Consider the following 20,393-nt stretch of genomic DNA (forward strand, 5'->3'; position numbering starts at 1 on the left):
ATTTTGAGCTTCAGACTATTTTTTTTAGGGAGGTAGCGTTATTATGACCGATAGTTTAGTTAAAATGTTTGAAAAACAAGTTGTGAAAAGTCCGAATGCAATAGCTGTTGAATTTAAGAATGAATCAATGAGCTACAAAGAGTTAAATGAGAAAGCAAATATTGTAGCTCATTACTTAGTGACAGAAAAAAAGATCAAAGTTGGCGACATTATTCCTTTATTGTTGGAAAGAAATGAGAATATTATTGTCGCAATGTTAGCAGTTTTGAAAGCGGGTGCAGCATACACAGCACTATCTAAACAGTATCCAGAAGCTAGAATTGATTTTGTACGAAAACAAACGAAGGCCAAACTGCTGATTGATGATGAATTTATGAATCAAAAATTTGAACAAAATTCAACTAATCTGGATATTCTAGTCAATGAAAATGAAAAAGCGTATTTGGTTTATACTTCAGGAACTACAGGAAATCCAAAAGGAGTAGTTCACACGCATAAGAGTGTTTTAAATCATATCAAGGCGTATGCTGAGTTTTTAGCTATCAAAACTGCTGCACCACTTAATATGCTCTTTTTGGTTAACTATGTTTTTTCAGTTGCAACAACTCAGATTTATACAGCATTGTTCAATGGACATAAACTGGTTATCTCTGAGCCAAACTGTTTGGAAGATATCGATACATTTTCACAATATATTGAGAAAAAAAGAATTAATTATTTTCAAAGTACACCATCACTCGCAGATAGCTTAGACTTTTCAAAATTATCTCAACTAAAAGCTGTAGCCGTGGCAGGCGAAAAACTACCACCCAGTCTTGTCAAAAACGCGAAAATAAATAAAGTGAAGCTTATTAATGTATACGGGCAATCAGAATTTCATTCTGTGACTGCTAAGGTTATTGATTCGCTAAAAGACATCAATAATATTGGCGCTACGTTAACGAATATGACTACTTATGTATTAGATGAGTCGTTTAACGAAGTAGAAGTTGGCGAAATTGGTGAAATTTGTGTTGCAGGTGATCAATTAGCCAAAGAATATTTAAATTTAGATGAAGAAACGAAAAAGCATTTTGTAGTGAATCCGTTTGGTGAAGGAAGATTGTGTAAAACTGGTGATTTAGTGAAAAAATTGACTAACCATGAATATGAATTTGTGGGGAGAAATGATTTTCAATTAAATATTAATGGAATTAGAACTGAACCGGGGGAAATCGAAGCTCAAATCAATAAAGTAGAAGGAATCAGTAATTCGGTAGTAGTAGGTTATAAAAACCAATTTATTCTTGCCTATTATGTAAGTGATGAACGAATTGATGAACAACAAATAAAAAAAGTCGTTAATATGGGTGTACCTGAATATATGCAACCTCATGCTTATGTCTGGCTTCAAAAGCTACCTTTAAATGATAATGGAAAACTAGATAGGAAAAAATTACCGGAAGTAACTATTGCCAGAAAAAATTTTGTAGCGCCAATAAATCAGCATGAAAAAATCTTAGTTAGCTTAATTGAAAAATTATTAAAAGTTGAAAAAGTCAGTGTATTAGATAACTTTTTTGAGCTTGGTGGTACTTCATTGCAAGCAATCAAGTTGTCTAATCAACTAATGAATCAAACAAATAAAAAAATATCTACAAAATTAATTTTAAGTACGGATAGTATTCAAGAGTTAGCGGCTACTATTGCTGCTCAAAATTCAGTGAAAGAAATCCCACTAGTACAAATTAATACTACAGAAACATTCATGAGCCCAGCTCAAAGAAGGATGTTTGTTTTCTATCAACTAAATAAAAAACAAACGAAGTATAATGAACAAACAATTTTAGATTTTAATGGATATGTAAACATTAACAAATTAAAGAAAGCGCTATCTTTATTAATGGATAAGCATGAAACACTAAGAACTCGATTTCTTACAAAAGATGGAAAGTATATCCAAGAAATTATGCAAGAAGGGATACTTGATTTTAAGATTATTCCTTTTGTCTCGGATTTCGAGTCATTGGTTATACCTTTCAACTTAGAAGAAGGACATACGATGCGTGTTCGCTTGTTAAGAGGAGATAACAATGATTCTTTATTTATAGATAAGCATCATATTATTACAGATGGAACCAGTGAAGAAATTTTTTATAAAGAATTATCAGAAGCTTATGAAAATGAAAGCCTATCAATGCCTGCATATCATTATAAAGATTACAGTAATTGGTTTAATCAACAAGATGTAGTCAACGAAGCTGAATGGTGGAGAAACTATTTAGAAGGATATCAAAGATTAGAGTTGGCAACTGATTATCAATACCAGAAGAATCTCTTATCAATTGGACAAACAGAAATATTTACATTTGATGAAAAATTATTGAGTGAATTGAGAGCATTCTCGAAAAAAAATAAAGTAAGTGAATATGTTGTTTTATTTACGACTATTTGCTTCTTACTATCTAAAATATATTATTCAAAAGACTTTATTCTAGGCACAGTTGCTAATGGCAGAGTGCATGAGAAAACAGAAGATATGTTAGGAATGTTTGTTAATACGTTACCAATTAGAGTAAGTATTGATCAGAATCAAAGTACAGTTGAATTTTTACAAAAGATGAATGAAAATATTTTGTCTGCAGTTTCGAATCAAAATTATCAATTTGAAGAAATTGCGAAAGATTTAAATGTAGCAACTGATGGGAGAAATCCATTTTTTGACTGTATGTACGTTTACCAGCAAAGAGATTCTCAAGAATATTTTTCTGGTGAAGCCAAAAGAAATCCATACAAAACTTCAGCGCCTAAATTTCATTTAACTTTTGAAGTAGAAGATTATGGATCGGCAATGTCTTTATACTTGAATTACGATACTTCTCTTTTCAAGAAATCTACGATTGCTAGATTAGGTAATCAATTTTTCAGATTATTAGAATCGTACTTACATTCTGAAAATAAACGATTAAAAGATGTGACTCTTGTTTCCAAAGAAGAGCAAGAAAAACTAATTCAACATACCCAGGTTTCGCCTAAACCAAATGTCATTCATTTGATAGAAGAACAAGTCGATATCCATCCAGATAGTATTGGACTGCGGTTTGAGAACAAATCATTGACCTATCTAGAATTAGATAATGAAGTGAACCGAGTAGCGAACTACTTGCTCAGTGAGTATCAAGTTGGTTCGGAGCAAAAAATTCCTTTATTGCTTCAACGATCTGAAAAAATGATTATTGCTATTTTAGCTGTTTTAAAAACAGGAGCTGCTTATGTTCCAATTAGTCCAAAATATCCACAAGAGCGGATTGATTACATTATTGAAACCTGTAAATCAAGCTTCATTATTGATGATCAATTTATGCATCAAGACTTTCCTAATAACACAGCTCGTCCAAATCAACGTATAAATGCAAATGATTTAGCTTATATTATTTTTACCTCTGGAACTACAGGAAAGCCTAAAGGAGTAATGGTCGAACATGGAAACCTAAGTAATTTTGTGGTAGAAGTTCCAAAAATGGAACATTCAGGAATGAAATCAGGAATGATTAATGGGGCTTTCTTTGAATATGTGTTTGATGCATCTATTCATGATTTGATACGTCCATTTACAATGGGTGAAAGTGTCGTGATGCTTGATACGAATCTAATTTATGATATTGATCGCTTTATTAAAACCTTGAATCATTATCATGTAGAGGCAATCGGTATGACACCATCGTTAGCTGGCAAGATTGATCTTAATTTAGTTCCAAGTATGAAAGTTATTCATTGTGGTGGTGAGTCCATTACCTTAGAAGTGATTGAAAAGTATGCCAAAACAGGCATACAAATAAATAATTGTTATGGACCAACGGAAACGACTGTTTTGAGTTTTGTAAATAATGATACAAAGGACCTTTCTATTGGTAAGCCGATAGGCGGGGTAAAACCTTATGTATTAGATGATAATCAAAAACTACTTCCAGCTGGTGCTGTAGGTAATCTCTATATAGGGGGAAATCAGGTAACTAGAGGCTACATTAATCAATTAGATGAAACGAATCAGCGATATATTATGAATCCTTTTGGAACAGGAATTTTATATAACACTGGAGACCTTGTTCGTCAATTGGAAGATGGGTCATATCAATACTATGGTAGAAAAGACCAACAAATCAAGATTAGAGGATTCAGAATTGAGTTGCCAGAAATTGAAAAGCATCTAAAAGAAGTAAAAAAAATCAAACAAGTTGCAATAGTAGTAAGCAAAGATAATTTGATTGCTTACTATACTGCTGATGAAGTATTGGACGCAATGTTGTTGAGAAGAAAAGTTAGTGAAACGCTTCCAGATTATATGGTACCGGCAGCTTATATTCGAATTTCTGACATACCTTTAACAATTAATGGAAAAATAGATAGTAGTAAACTACCAGTTCCAAAGTATGAAGAAGAATATATTGAACCTAAGACAGCCAGAGAAGCCGAGATTGCTCAAGCGTTTTGTGAAGTATTAGAGATACCAAGAGCTTCCGTATGTACTGACTTTTTTAGAATGGGCGGGAATTCGATTGCAGCTATTTCATTAGCGAACCTAATTGATTTACCTGTGAAAGAAATTTTTGAACAGAAGACGATTCGTAACCTTTCGAGAGTTACAGCTAAAAGCCTAAAAATTGAGAAACAGAATTTTCCTAATGAAGAAGTCCAACTGTTATCTTATGCGCAGGAACGACTTTTTTATATTGATCAATTAGAAGAAGGCACGCAAGCTTATAATGTGCCGATAGTTATTGTTTTAAATCCAAAGGTAGATTTGAAAAAATTAGAAAAAGCTATTCAGGAAGTAGTTCAACGACATGAAATTTTGAGAACAGTTATTGTTGATTTTCATCAAAAAGTACTTAACACACAAGTCGAAATTGCGCATCAACCAATTAAAAATAGCGACTATTTTTCGTATGAATTTGAGTTAGATAGAGAAATACCAATAAGAGTGAATATCTATCAACATGTTCTAACTTTTAATATTCATCATATCGCTTTTGATGGCTGGTCTACTAATCTATTATTAGGTGAGATAGCTAAGTTATATCATGGCGAAAAATTACCAGATATGGACTTACAATATAAAGATTTTGCAACTTGGCAACGGAAAGTGCAAACGAATGAAACATTAAAAGAACAAAAAGCTTATTGGATCGATCAGTTAGCTGATTATGAAGAATTAGATTTTCCTACTGATTTTGCTCGGCCTAGAGAATTTGACTATAAAGGGAAAGAATACACGTATGAGCTAGACGAAGCACTAATTACTAAATTAAAAGAACTTGCTCAAACGGAAAAAACAAGTTTATTTTCTGTAACTTTAAGTGCATTTATGATCTTACTCTCAACATATAGCAATCAAAAAAATGTAGTTGTTGGTACACCAATTGCCAACCGCCATATAAAAGGTACGGAAGAGTTGATTGGTTTTTTTGTTAACACGCTAGCTTTGAGCGCAAATGTAGCCCCTGAATTGACAATTAATGAATTCATTCGTTTGAATAGTGAACAAGTAATTAATGCACAAAAATATCAAGATCTACCATTTGAAAATATAGTAAATGAGTTGAATATTTCAACAGATTTATCAAAAAATCCAATTTTTCAAATTATGTTCGGTTTCCAAGATGTCTCTGACGTATTGTCCTATAAAGATGTGTATCTTGAAATCAATGAAGCGTTAGATTTGGATAGTACTAAATTTGATTTTTCAATGATGCATAGAGAAAACGCAATCGATTTTACGTACGCTACAAGTTTATTTAGACAGGAAACAATTGCAGATATTGCCAAAACGTATGAACGAATTCTACAAGAAATCGTTGATGAGCCAGGCCAATTAATTGCTGAACTTACGTTAACGGAAAATAGTGTGAAAAAAATAGAAAAAGAATATCCACATAAGCTGATTCACCAGTTATTTGAAAAACAAGCTGAAACAAATTCAAATGGCCTAGCAATTGTATACAAGAAGAAACGATTAACCTATGCCGAACTGAACGAGGAAGCAAATAAATTTGCTCATACGTTAATTGACCAGTATGGAATAAACCCAGAAACTTGTATACCAATACTCATGGATCGATCGGAAAAATATGTAGTTGCAATACTAGGGATTTTAAAAGCTGGAGCTTGTTACGTGCCGCTAAGCACAGAGTATCCTCAGGAACGGATCAATTACATTATTAAAAAAACAAATGCACCATTTGTGATTACAGAAGAGTTTAGGGTTTCTTCACACAAAGTAGAAAACCCAGATGTTCAATTAGAAAATAGTAATCTTGCTTATTTGATATTTACTTCGGGCACAACTGGGCTTCCCAAAGGTGTAATGATTGAACATCAAAATGTCATCAACACAATTTACAATCAAATTGAACTATACAAAATAACTAAAGAAACAAAAGCGATTCATTTTGCAGACTTTGTGTTTGATGCATCTGTTTTTGAATTATTTTACACGTTATTAGCAGGAGCTACGACTTATTTATTGGATCAGGACACTAGAATTGACTATCAAAATTTGAAACAATTTATAGTTACAAATGGAATTGATTTAGCTACATTACCACCAGCAATTTTGAATGGAGATGATTTATTAAATCTAAAAACATTGATTGTTGCTGGAGAAACGACACCAAAAGAAATTTATGAAGCTTATAATAAAAAAGGTACAACCATAGCAAATGCGTATGGTCCAACTGAAACAACTATTTGTGCAACTACAAAATTTTATGAGCCAGGTATGGATACTAGAAACATTGGGAAACCTTTAAAAAATGTTACTGCGTGGGTACTTGATGAAGGATTAAGACAACTTCCATATAACGCAATAGGCGAATTATATATTGGAGGAATTGGTTTAGCTAGAGGCTATTTTAAAGACGATGAAAAAACAAAACAAGCTTTTATTTCACACCCAGAAAAAGGAAGACTATATAAAACAGGGGATTTAGTTAAACAGTTACCAACCGGAGAGTTATTATACATTGGCCGAAATGACTTTCAAGTTAAAATACGAGGTTACCGAATTGAATTAAAAGAGATAGAATCTCGTATGCTAGAAATAGCATCTGTTAAACAATGTGTGGCTGTAGTTAAAGGCGCCAATATTATCGTTTATTACACGGGTGAATTTCATTCTTCTTTAGAAAATGTTTTACCGGCTTATATGGTACCAAATAAATATATAAAATTAGAAACGATTCCATTAACGATCAATGGAAAAGTAGATAGAAAGCAATTACCTGAGCCTATTTTTGATCAGCAAAAATTTGTATCCCCACAAACTAAAAGAGAAAGAGAAATAGCCAATGCTGTTTGTGAGTTACTGAATATAGAAAAAGTTTCTATCATGGATGATTTTTATAAACTAGGTGGTAATTCTATTTTAGCGTTAAAACTATCTAACAAAATAAATCTACAAGTGAAACAAATCATGCAAGCAAAAACAATTTTTTCCATGGCAAAAATGAAACCAAGACAAAAACAACTACAGAACTATCAAGTAAAAAGGAAAGAAAAAATTGAGTTATCATTTGCGCAAGAGAGATTGTGGTTTATTGATCAGTTTGAAGATGATAGTAGTGCTTATAATGTTCCAATTATTTTAACTTTAAGAACAAACACAGTTAGGAAGAAAATAGAAGAAGCCCTAATCCAAATAGTTGATAGACATGAAGTGTTGCGAACGTTGATTGTCGATGGTTATCAAGTCATTCAATCAGAAAAACTTAAAATTTCACACCAAGAAATAACTGCAGAAGAATTTGTAGAGCAACGATTTAATTTAGAAAAAGAAATTCCAATCAAAGTCAATATTTATAAGAATCAATTAATGATTAGTATCCATCATATTGCTTTTGATGGATGGTCAACGGAGATCTTACTAAAAGAATTAAATGATTTGTATCATGACAATGAATTACCACCATTACAAAATCAATATAAGGACTATGCTTATTGGCAAAGAGAATTTTTAACTGATAGACAACTAGATAAGCAGAAAGAATACTGGAAAGAATATTTGGCAGCTTATCAACCGTTAAATCTGCCAGCAGATTTTAAACGGCCAAAAGAATTTTCGTATGTTGGAGCGGATGTCAGAAGTGTATTCAAGAAAGAATGGCAAAATTCTTTGGAAGACTTAGCTAAAAAACATGGGACAAGTCTTTATACGATTATGTTAACTTTACTGGATATTGTACTCTCACAATACAGCTATCAACAAGAAGTAGTTGTAGGAACACCGTTTGCCAATCGTCATGTCGCGGGTACTGAAGATTTAATTGGATTTTTTATCAATACATTACCTATTAGGACCAAAATTACAAATAACTTGAGCCTAGGTGAATTATTTATCCAAAATAATGAAGCCGTGCTAGAGATTCAAAATAATCAAGACATTCCATTTGAACAAATTGTCAAGATGTTGAATGTTCCACAGGACACTTCAAGAAATCCAATTTTTCAAGTTCTATTTAGTGTTCAAGATTTTGCTCCAACCAATTTGATAAAGAATGATGTGTTTATAAACTGTAATGAGGAATTAAGTTTAAAAACTGCAAAATATGACTTATCTGTATTGGTAGAGAATGGTTTTATCAACTTTAACTATTGTACGGATATCTATAGTGAGGACACAATTCAATCAATGCTTGATAGCTATACAGCATTGATTAGACAAGTAATCGAAAATGATTCAACAAAGATAGCTAATCTTTACTTGCCGGAAAAAATGTCACTAGGAGTAAAAAAAGAATATCCTCAAAAGACAGTTGTTGATCTTTTGGCTGAACAAGTTATCAGAACACCAAAAGCAATTGCGATTGAATACCAAGAGAAAAGAATAACTTACGCAGAGTTTGATTTATTGACTAATCAATTTGCTAACTATTTATTGAGTAATGGTGTCAAGAGAGGGGATAAGGTGCCACTCATTCTAGAACGGAATGAAAAAATGGCAATTGCTATTTGGGGAGTACTAAAGGCAGGTTGTGCTTATGTCCCAATTTCTCCCGAATTTCCTGAAGAAAGAAAAGAATATATTCTTAATCAATTAAATTGTACGTTAGTGGTAACACAATCCTTTGAGGGATTTTTAACTGGAAGTCAATCTTCGATAAAAATGAGACCAACTCTCAATGAGTTAGCTTATATCATTTTCACTTCAGGAACCACAGGTAAACCTAAAGGCGTGATGATTGAACATGCAGGATTGAGCAATCGTATTCAATGGATGAACGAAGTGTACCCAATAGGCAAAGAAGATAAGGTTTATCAAAAGACGAATTATGTTTTTGATGTATCCGTGTGGGAACAAATCTGGGCAGTTTTGACGGGAGCAAGAATCGTTTTTGCAAAGGAAAATGGGCATAAGGATCCATTATACCTTGCAAGTGAAATTAAAAAGAAACAGATTACTGTTATGCATTTCGTTCCTAGTATGTTGGATGTATTCTTAGATACCTTAGAAACCTATAATATTGTGGCTAATCAAGTGGATATGTCTTCGCTAAAATATGTTTTTTGCTCTGGTGAGGCACTAAGTTTAGCAAGTGTTCAACGATTTAAAAAAATGATTCCCAACGCAAATTTATACAACTTGTATGGTCCGACAGAAGCAAGTATTGACGTCACAGCCTATGATTGTAATCCTGTCAATATCAATAAAATTCTTATAGGAAAACCTGTAGCTAATACGAATTGCTATGTGCTGGGAACAAATAACCAGCTATTGCCAGCAGGCGCAATTGGTGAGTTAGCTATTGGTGGTGTTCAATTAGCACGAGGTTATTTAAATCAAGCAGAACTAACGAACGAAAAGTTCTTCAACCATCCAAAAGTTGGAAGGATTTATCTCACAGGTGATCTTGTCCGAGTCAATAATCAAGGAGAAATCGATTATTTAGGTCGAAATGATTTTCAGGTAAAAATTCACGGGTTGAGAATTGAACTTGGTGAAATAGAGAAACAACTAGCAGAAATAAATGGTATTCAGCAAGCAATCGTGGTAAACAAAGATGAGCAACTTATTGCTTATTATTTGAGTTCAGAAAAATTCTCACCAGATTATTTGAGAGAGATGTTAAAAACAAAACTCCCTGATTATATGGTTCCTAAAATCTATATGTATATGGAACATTTTCCATTAACAATCAACGGAAAACTAGATCGTAGTTCTTTACCAACTTCTGAATTGATCCTTGAAGAATTTCTAGAACCTAGAAATGAGACTGAGTTAGAAATACGGTCAATCTTCTCTGAATTGTTGGGACATGAGCAAGCAAAAATTAGCATATTAGATAACTTTTTTAATTTGGGCGGAGACTCAATCAAAGCAATCCAATTGAGCAATCGTCTGAAACAAAAAATGGACAAAACTGTCTCAATTAAACAAATTTTTGATGCGAAAACAATTAAAGAAATAGCGTTACTGATTGATGAACTTGGTGAAGTTCAAATGAGTTCTGAAGAAGGGGAATTAACTGGGAAAGTCAAAATGCTCCCTATTCAAGAATGGTTCTTTGAAGAATATCATTCAGCTCATTTTAACCAAGCATTTGCCATTCAATTACCAGAAGAAGTAGCCATGGATAAATTGAAGGATGCCCTTGTCAAATTGGTTAATTATCATGATGCTTTACGTTTAACATTCAAAGATGGTGTTCAGACTTATGGTCCATCAATTTCAACAGTTGACATTTCATTAGTGAATAGCACGGATGATCTCAATAAAATACAGGAAAGTTTTCAACTTGATGATAAATTGTATCGTTTTTCAATAAAAGAAAATATGCTGATTATTATCTGTCATCACTTAATAATTGATAGTGTATCTTGGCAAATTATTGCATCTGATTTAAAAGAACTTTATGAAGGAAAGAACTTATTGAAGAAACAGACTAGTTATCGTCAATGGAGCGAAGCAGTCAATTCAATTAAACAAAAAAACTTCACTTTTGAAGCGGATAACCTACCTATTGAAAGATATAGATGTGGAGATACGTACCGTAGTACAAAGCTAACTATTAATTCCAATGAAACGAAAAAATTACTACAAAAAGTAAATCAAGTCTTTAATACAAATATGAATGATCTTTTATTGACGGCTTTAGCTAGAACATTAAAAAAAGTAAATCAAAAAGATATCACCAGTGTAAAAGTAGAATCTCATGGACGTGGAGAAATAGACCCTAACTTGAATATTCAAAGAACAGTCGGGTGGTTTACCACAATATATCCGCAATTGATTTCGACCAATCTACTTGAAACAAAAACCTTTGGACGAGAAGTGAAAGACTATGGGATAAATTATGTTGCAAATAAGGGAATCCATTCAAAAAAACTTCCGTCAATCATGTTTAATTATTTAGGACAAGTAGCTACTGGAAAAGATAATGATTGGTCCATTGTCCAAGCAGAATTAGGGAATCCCACGAATGTAGCATTTACTGAAGTTCTAACAATCAATAGTGCAATTTATCAAGAGATGTTGACATTAGAGTTTAGTGGAGTTATTGAGGGATTAACGGAACTTGCTTCAGAATATGAAAAAGAACTAAAAAAATTGATAGCTGACCTAGAGCAAATGAATCGTACTTACTTGACCGTTGAGGATGTTCAAGAAGTTACTACTCAAAAAAATCTGGATATACTCCAAGCCACGCAGGAACTTGAAACGGTCTTGCTAGCTAATTCTTTACAAAAAGGTTTTGTCTACCAAAGTTTAAATAATTTAACGAATGATGACGCCTACGTTTGTTCATTTATTTTCGAATATGAACAAGCGATTGATGTGGTTAATTATCAGAGAGCTTGGGCTTATGCGCAACAAAAATATCCTACTCTACGTCTATCATTAAATGCGGAATACGGTGAGATTTTACAAGTCATTGCGAAACGCGGACAAGTTGATTTTGACTATCTAGAAAACGTTACAGTTGAAGAGGTTGTCAAAAGAGAAAGACAAATTCCTTTTTCCTTACAAGAAGGTAATTTGTTTAGAGTCAGACTAATAAAATTGAGTTCAACTCATTTTGTCTGCGTGCTAACGAATCACCATGCAATACTTGATGGTTGGTCTAATCCAATCTTGTTAAATACGGTTCATGCTATTTATCATGACTTAGTTAATAATCAACCAGTTCGGATAGTAAAAGACAAAGCTTATATTGAATCACAAGCTTATTTAGTAGAACATACGAATGAAGATAAAGAATACTGGAAAATCCAGCTTAACGAAGTTTTACACCCAGATCTTTCTGGCCTATTCAAAGATGAGATGAGAGATACCAAGATTGAAAACTTTAATCGGATTAAAGATCCCAAGGATAAGATCTTTAAGTTGTCCAAGAATGAACATGAAAAGCTAAGTGGTTTTCTAAAGAAACATGAAATAACAACCAACATTATTATGCAATATGTATGGCATAAAGTATTGAGTATTTACGGTGGGGTGAAAGAGACGACAGTTGGCGTAGTTAATGCTGGGAGAAACTTACCTATAGCTAATGTAGAAAACAGCGTCGGTCTTTACATCCAAACCTTACCAATTCAATTGAAGCATTCGGAAGAAAACATTATCAATCAGTTACATGAACTTCAGGATCTCAATAATGAAGGAATGACGAACGGGTACGTCAATCTCTCAGAGCTACAACAAAATGGTGATCGACTATTTGACACACTCTTTATTTATGAAAACTACCCAGTACCAGAAGGAAGTGGTGAGGATAATCATCTTCGTATTACGAAAACAAGTGGCGTAGAGAAACTAGACTATCCTCTGACAATTGTCGCTTATGAGACAGAAAATGAGTTGAATATACGTATAAAATATGCAGCTGAATTATTTGCTGATAGAACAATTGATGCACTGTTTCATTTGATGCATTACTTAATTGAACAAATTATGAATGAACCAAATCAACTGAAGTATGTTAAGAACGTACCAACATTTGGTTTTGCTGAGTACCCTAAGCAAACAATTGTAGAAATTTTTGAAAAGCAGGTTGTAGAAACGCCGAAAAATATAGCAATTGAATTCGATCAACACATTTACTTGTTTGATGAAATAAATAAACAAGCCAATCGTTTGGCGCATACACTAATTGAAAAATATGGTATCAAAGCGGGGGATAAGATTCCGTTATTGTTGCCTAAGTCTGAAAAAATAATAATTGCGATGCTTGGCATTTTAAAAGCAGGAGCTGTCTATGTGCCAATGGCCACGTCCTACCCTAGTGAACGAATTGCTTATATTCAAAAGCAAGTCAAGGCAAAATTGACAATTACTGAAGAATTCATGCAACAAGAGTTCTCTTTAAATGATAGCAATCCTAATGTAGGGATTCTGCCACAAGATTTAGCCTATATTATTTTTACTTCAGGAACTACTGGAAATCCCAAAGGTGTAATGGTTGAACATCGTAATTTCATTTGTTATTTGGCTAATATGATTGCTTCAATTGAGAGAACTGGGACAACTGATATTGAATTTGGTTGCATTGCTGAACCTGTGTTTGATATTTTTGGAACAGAGGTGTTTGGACAAGTATTGAGAGGGAAATCAATTCATTTATTTACGGGACAGCCAGAAGATTTCCCTATATTTATGAAAAACAATCGAATAACAACTTTACAATCTACACCAGGAAAGATTAGTTATTTATTCCAAGAAAATGATGCAAAGATTTTAGAAAGTGCGCTAACAACTATTTTAGTAGGTGGCGAAAAAATGAATGCCTCATTTGCTGATCGTTTCAAAACAATCAATTTGATTAACATCTATGGTCCAACAGAGGGAACGGTATGGACTTCAATGAAAAAAGTAAAAGACAACTATTCAAATATAGGTACGCCATTTCCACATTATGCCCATTATATTTTAGATGAACAGTTGAGGTTGTTACCAGATGGAGCACCTGGAGAATTATATGTTGGTGGACCACAACTTTCAGCAGGATATTATGGACAAGAAAGCTTAACAAAAGCTAGCTTTATCGAAAATCCTTATAATTCTTTTAATTCACCAGAATACACCAGAATCTATAAAACGGGGGATGTCGTTCGAAGATTATTGAATCAAGAATATGAATTAATCGGCCGTAATGATTTCCAAGTGAAGATAAGAGGATTTCGTATAGAATTGGGTGAGATTGAAGCTGCAATGCTGAAAGTTCCTGGGATTAAGCAGGTACTCGCTTTAGCTTTAGGAAAATCAGATAGTAAATATCTTGGCGTTTATTATCAAGGAGAACAAGAAATCGAACGTAAAACCATTGAAGATGTCCTTGCGAAGTATTTAACAGACTATATGATGCCGTCTGGTTATCAATATGTAAAAGAATTTCCTTTAACAATTAATGGAAAAATAGATCGACGAGCTTTACCAAAAATTTCCTATGATAATCAAATAAGATTTATAACACCGAGAAATGAAGTAGAAGACACAATGCTAGATATCGTTTGCGAAGTTCTTGAATTAGAAAAAACGAATATTTCAATACTAGAAAGTTTCTTTAGTATTGGTGGTGATTCTATTAAAGTAATTAAGTTGATTAGTTTGGTTAAAGCTAAGTTGGGATACAAGCTGACAATCAGTCAAGTATTTAAAAATAAAACGATTGAAAAAATAGCACAAATTATTGATGAAAACAAACACAATCAAGTACGAAGCAACGACCATCTAGAAGTAACTAAGCAACACTTTAATGATGTCAAAGAACAAAAATTAGCATATGCTCAGCAACTATATCAAAGAGCACCAAAGAACTCTTATAGAAACATCAAAATTAGATTTAAACTAAAAGAAACCATTGTTCCAGCACGAGTAGCAGCAGCCGTAGTGGCAGTAGTTGATCGACATGAAGTTCTTAGAACCAAAATTTATGAAGATTACCAAGTCGTAGATGAGCAAAAACTAGTAGTTACTTCAGATGAAATTGATACTGAAAGATATTTTAATCATGAATTTGATTTGAGCAAGGAAATTCCAATTAAAGTAAATATAACCAACGATGAATTCTGTTGTGTGATTGATCATATTGCTTTTGATGGCTGGTCTACTTCACTATTCTTAAAAGAAATTGAAGCATTTTATGACAAAAAAGAATTAGAACAATTGCCTTATCAATACAAGGATTATTCAGCTTGCCAATATAGCTTCTTGAACAGTGACCGCAAACAACAGCAATTGAAGTATTGGAAAAAAGAATTAGGGAACTTTAAAGGTGTTTATTTAGCTGACAAGATTACTTCTAAAAATCAGCAAATGGCTGGCGGAGATGAATATTTCCATATTGACGACAAACAATACGAAAAACTTCAACAGTTAATTAAGAAAAATGATTTGACCATGCATAACATTTTATTAAGTATTTTCTATTTAATGAGTGCAAAAATCACGAAGCAATCAAAAATTGCTATTGCCATCCCTACGCTCAATCGAAATGTTGCTGGAGTGGATAAGTTGATTGGATTGTTTGTCAATCAGTTATTGTTGCAGATCGAGATAAATGAAACAGATACGTTTATAACATTTGTAAACAAACTAAATGAAAAAGTTGTTTCAGCGCAAAGTAATCAGGATGTTCCACTTGAACAAGTGCTAGAGGAAAACAAGATTCAATTAAGCGGAAATACGCTATATTTTGGAATTCAAGGATTTAAGGGAGAAGCATTGAGTCATTCTAATTTGTTTGAAGGCATAAAAGAAATGAATCAACAAGTCCAAAAAGATGCTTTCAGCGATTTAACACTCTTTGTTTGGGGACAAACATTGGATTTCAATTATGCTAAAGATTTGTTCCAACCAGATCAAATAAAATTATTCATAGCTGTTTATCAAAGAATCGTTCACTTAATAATTGAAAATCCAATGATTCAAATAAAAGCTATTTTTCAGGAGGAGAATTAAATGTTAGTTGAAATGTTAAAAGGAAAAATTCACCGAGCAACGGTCACCGAAGCAGAACTTGATTATGTAGGAAGTATCACGATTGATGAAGCTTTGATGGAAGCAAGTCATATTTTTGAATATGAAAAAGTACAGATTGCCGATGTTGATAATGGTGAAAGGTTTGAAACATATGTTATTGCAGGACCAAGAGACTCAGGGATGATTTGTTTGAATGGGGCAGCAGCTAGATGCGTCTCTGTGGGAGATAAAATAATTATCATGAGCTACTGTCAGTTAAAAATTAGTGAGGTAACAGATAACAAACCGTATGTTGTTTTGGTTGATGAAGCGAATAAAGTTCAGCGGAAAGTTAGATACGAAAAGTATGGGTTACTAACAGAGGAGCTAAAATAAAAATGAAAGAAAGAAATTTTTTAAACCCAGTAACAGAAAACTTTCTCCACGCAATTGGCGTGGGGAAAGTTTCCTATGAGTTAGCAAAAAAATTTGATGTTGATCCCAAGCGTGCATTTGTAGCAGGTGTTCTTCATGATCTAGGGGGAGCCATTCCCGATAGCGATAGAGTTGAAGTAGCACAGCTTTATAGCATCCCGCTTTTTGAAGAAGAAAAAAAGATTCCAATGCTTGTTCATGCAAAACAAGGGGAATTTTTTGCCAGAAATTTGTTTGAAATCGAAGATACAGAAATATTAAATGCAATCCTTTACCATACGACTTGTATTGATAATGCTTCTTCATTCGTAAAAATTGTCTTCATTGCTGACAAAATACATTGGGATCGAAATGGCGAACCACCGTACCTAAATGGATTGCTAAAAGCACTCGAACAGTCACTGGATGAAGGCTGCAAGTATTTCCTAGAATGGCTATGGGAATCAGATTTATATGTGGTACATCCATTTTTGAGAAGAAGTTATGGATATTATATTCGAAATCAAACCTTCCCATCTTTACAAAAAAACTTGTTAATGAACGAGAAAACAACTGAAATTACGTCAGAAATAAGAAAAAAATATTTTCTAAATGAAATTATTCGTGAATATGAAAAAATATTTGAAAGGACAGAGAATTCTTTAAACTTAGTCAAAAGCAATAATATTGATGCAGATGAAGCTTTTATTGCAGCAGCTTTAATGAATGCAAGCAATACGATTTTTGAAAACGAAAAAATAAAAGTTGCTTCCGCTCTTCAATTAGATCCCAACGCACCTAATCTAGCTGCACAAATTAATTATTATTTTGCTAAAAATGAATTTGCTGTAAAAAATCCTCGTATTTTAGAAACAATATTGAACGCTAAAGAGTAATCAAATAGTGACACAAATATCCAAAATGATTTTGTTGAAGAGGAATGAGCAGGAGGAGTAGGCAATGGTCGAATCAAAAGATTTTTTAGAACAAATTTTTGATTATGCAAATACAATACCTAATCAACTAGCTTTAGTTGATGATGAAAATGAATTAACCTATCTTGAAATGAAAGAAAAAATAGATGAGACGATTAGATTAGTAAAAAAATATCAACTTGATAATCAGTGTGTGGCTCTTCAGATACCAAGAAGTGTTTACTTTCCAATTATGGTTCTTGCGCTAACAAGATTGTCTGTCACCTTTATTCCACAAGATGTTACTCAGCCAAAGGAAAGACTTACCCAAATGGTTGAGACGGCTCAAGCGACAGTAATTATTTCTGTAAAAGATGGAAATTATCAGTTCCAAAAAGTTGCACAAGAAAAAAGTAAACGTACAGATGCGTGGGCAATTTATTTTACTTCTGGTTCTACAGGAAAGCCCAAAGCTGTAGAGATTCCTAGAGAAAATGTGATGAATACGGTCATATGGGAAAAAAATAAATTTGAAATTAGTGTGAAAGATAAAGTAGCAGCATATACACCTTATTCATTTGCAATCAGTTATATTGAACTTTTTTCAACTCTTTACTCTGGTGCGACACTTTATACAGTTAACGAATTCATTCGCCATGATTTAAATTTATTGGAAGAGTATTTAATCAAACATTCAATTACCTTTATGAATACTACAGCAGTGATTGGGGAACAAATAGTTAGGTGCATGAAGATTCCTAGTTTGAGAATATTAACTTTTTCAGGTCAAAGATTTCCTAATATCGATTTAAGTAAGGTATCATATAAAATTTTCAATGTTTATGGAAACACTGAATGCGGGGCTGCAACAATTAAAGAAATTAAGAATACCGATAAAAAAATTACTATTGGTGAGCCAGTATACCGAATGAGTGCTTTTATACTTGGTGAGCAAAATGAGATTCTTGCTGAAAATGAGGTTGGTGAGCTTTTTATTTATGGTCCACAAGTAGCGCTAGGGTATTACTTTAATCCTGAAGCTACATCAAAAACGTTTATAACTGTGGAGGACACAAATAATCAACAAAAAATTAGGGGATATCGTACTGGAGACTTTGCAAGGATACTAGCATCAGGTGAAATTGAATATCTTGGGAGACGCGATCGACAATACAAGATAAACGGTGTGAGAATTGATTTAGCAGAAATTGAAGAAGCTCTACAATGTGTTATTTCTCAGCTACAGCAAAGTTATGTGACCGTCAGAGAAAATCGTATTTACTGTTGGATTAGTAGCAAAGAAATTGAGAATGAGAAGCTAATTCTGAAACAACTAAATCACTATTTACCAGATGTAATGATCCCTACCAGAATCAGTCAGATAGAATCACTACCACTTAATGGCAATGGAAAAACGGATGAAAGCCAGCTTTTCGCTGAGCTGTCAGAACAAGTGAAAGTAGTGGATCAGCGTCACATCAGTAAAAAGCAAGAAAAGATAGAAGCGTATCTAACGACAGCTTGGGCGCAAATTTTAAATATTAATGAAGAAAAAATCACTTTTGATAGTGATTTTAAAAAATTAGGTGCCAGTTCCCTACAAATAATGGAATTAGGTGTGAAAATTTTACAAGATAGAAATCAAAAAGTTAATTTTGTAGAACTGCACAAACAAAGTAAGCTTTGTGATATGGCTATGTTGTTGTTAGAAGAAAACAATTTTCAGTCGATTTATACTTTTGTAGCTAGGACAGCCAAAATGAAGGGAAATCCAGGTCTATTCATTGTCCATTCAGGAAATACTGGCAGTGATGTTTATCGCCCCTTGTTTGAAAAAATCATTACGCCAGAATTTCCTATCTATGTTATTGAGCCTCATAACTTACTTACATCAGGAAAACGAATTGATGGAATTGAAAATATTGCAAAGTATTACAGCGAACTTATTGAGAATTTTATTCCAGAAAAAGAGAACGATCAGATTAAACTAATGGGTTGGAGTTATGGTGGAGTAGTTGCTAGTGAAATTTGCCATCAGTTAATGGCAAATAGAAAGTATAAGGAAGTTACAGAACTAATCATTCTAGATTCTCCGTTTTATTTAAATCTAGAAGACGTAAAATTGGCACAAACAAGAGAAAAAAATGGTTACTATCGAAAATATTTTGAAGAAACACATATTTTTAAAAATAGAGATCAGAAAAATATTACAACAGAACGATTGATTAAAAATAATCATGATGTTTTTCAAGATTTAATTGACTACGAACCTAAGACGCTGGCGGTACCAACTATTTTTGTCCGAAGTATGGTGGAAGAACGTCCGTTAAGCAACCAACAAATCTGTAGGTTGTTTAGTAATAATCGAATAATTGATGTATTTTCAAGACATGATTATTTATTTGTTGAGGAAGAGACTGCTCTGATAATCAAAAAACTTCTTCAACTTATACCTGCAGGAGGTTTTGAAAAATGAAAAGAGTATTGATTGCTCCGATTGATACGCTGTTATTTGAAGAAGTGATGACGTTTGTGAGAGGCGCTTCGCGAAGCCGATATGATTATGTAGGTAATTTTTATAGAAAAGAGGATCAATATAACTCGGCTTTAGCCTATGTATTACTTTGTTTAGCAACTGAAAAATTAGTTGGAGAAATTAAGATAGGGGCTAATGGAAAGCCTTATCTGGAAGAAATGAATTGTCATATTTCAATTTCTCATACAAATAAATTAGTTAGCATCGGAATTTCGAATGAAAACATCGGAATTGATTGTGAGATGGAATCAAATATTAACGATGTGATCGTCAATGAAGTTTTTTCAATAAGCGAAAAGACACAAGTGATGAAGAATGATTTTCTAAAAGTAGTTTTCTGGACTGCTAAAGAGGCAATCAGTAAACTGTATAATGAAGACTGGTACTCTTCACCATCAACCGAATTAATCTACAACGCTAATGGTGAATTAAAAGATGCAGTTAGTAGTGAAGTCTATCTTCATCAGTATTCTTTTCGTAAAGGGTGTATTTGTGTCGCAAGTGTAAGTCCTGACCAACCCTCCTTTCAACTAGTAACGGAAAAAGAAATCAGTGAATTTTTAGATAATTTCGCTAAATTTTTCTCGAAAAATTGATA

At 33.1% G+C, this 20,393-nt stretch carries 5 protein-coding genes; all 5 read left to right on the plus strand.

Annotation, left to right across the window (positions count from 1 at the left end; genetic code table 11):
- Window positions 1-43 precede the first annotated feature (43 nt).
- The 5 genes from RV17_RS00355 to RV17_RS00375 all read left to right on the plus strand — a co-directional run bounded on the left by RV17_RS00355 (window position 44) and on the right by RV17_RS00375 (window position 20,391).
- Complete coding sequence (locus tag RV17_RS00355) at window positions 44-15,931, plus strand: non-ribosomal peptide synthetase (protein ID WP_071868198.1); 15,888 nt, start codon at window positions 44-46, stop codon at window positions 15,929-15,931.
- Entirely contained in the window at window positions 15,932-16,327 is a 396-nt protein-coding gene (panD, locus tag RV17_RS00360) for an aspartate 1-decarboxylase (RefSeq protein ID WP_071868199.1), read from the plus strand.
- A 2-nt stretch (window positions 16,328-16,329) separates the two neighbouring features.
- On the plus strand, window positions 16,330-17,241 hold the full coding sequence (gene yqeK / locus RV17_RS00365) for a bis(5'-nucleosyl)-tetraphosphatase (symmetrical) YqeK (protein WP_071868200.1): 912 nt from the start codon (window positions 16,330-16,332) through the stop codon (window positions 17,239-17,241).
- A 64-nt stretch (window positions 17,242-17,305) separates the two neighbouring features.
- Window positions 17,306-19,735, plus strand: coding sequence for a non-ribosomal peptide synthetase (locus tag RV17_RS00370; protein WP_071868201.1), 2,430 nt, complete (start codon window positions 17,306-17,308; stop codon window positions 19,733-19,735).
- Window positions 19,732-20,391: a 4'-phosphopantetheinyl transferase family protein gene (locus RV17_RS00375; RefSeq protein WP_071868202.1), complete on the plus strand. Its 660-nt coding sequence runs from the start codon at window positions 19,732-19,734 to the stop codon at window positions 20,389-20,391. The genes RV17_RS00370 and RV17_RS00375 overlap by 4 nt, the downstream gene beginning before the upstream one ends.
- Window positions 20,392-20,393: the final 2 nt, after the last annotated feature.

The sequence above is a fragment of the Enterococcus thailandicus genome, assembly GCF_001886265.1.
In the GTDB taxonomy this organism is placed as follows: domain Bacteria; phylum Bacillota; class Bacilli; order Lactobacillales; family Enterococcaceae; genus Enterococcus_B; species Enterococcus_B thailandicus.

Coding starts and splice junctions, on each gene's coding strand:
- yqeK (WP_071868200.1), top strand. CDS start 16,330: ATGAAAGAAAGAAATTTTTTAAACCCAGTAACAGAAAACTTTCTCCAC.
- panD (WP_071868199.1), top strand. CDS start 15,932: ATGTTAGTTGAAATGTTAAAAGGAAAAATTCACCGAGCAACGGTCACC.
- RV17_RS00375 (WP_071868202.1), top strand. CDS start 19,732: ATGAAAAGAGTATTGATTGCTCCGATTGATACGCTGTTATTTGAAGAA.
- RV17_RS00370 (WP_071868201.1), top strand. CDS start 17,306: ATGGTCGAATCAAAAGATTTTTTAGAACAAATTTTTGATTATGCAAAT.
- RV17_RS00355 (WP_071868198.1), top strand. CDS start 44: ATGACCGATAGTTTAGTTAAAATGTTTGAAAAACAAGTTGTGAAAAGT.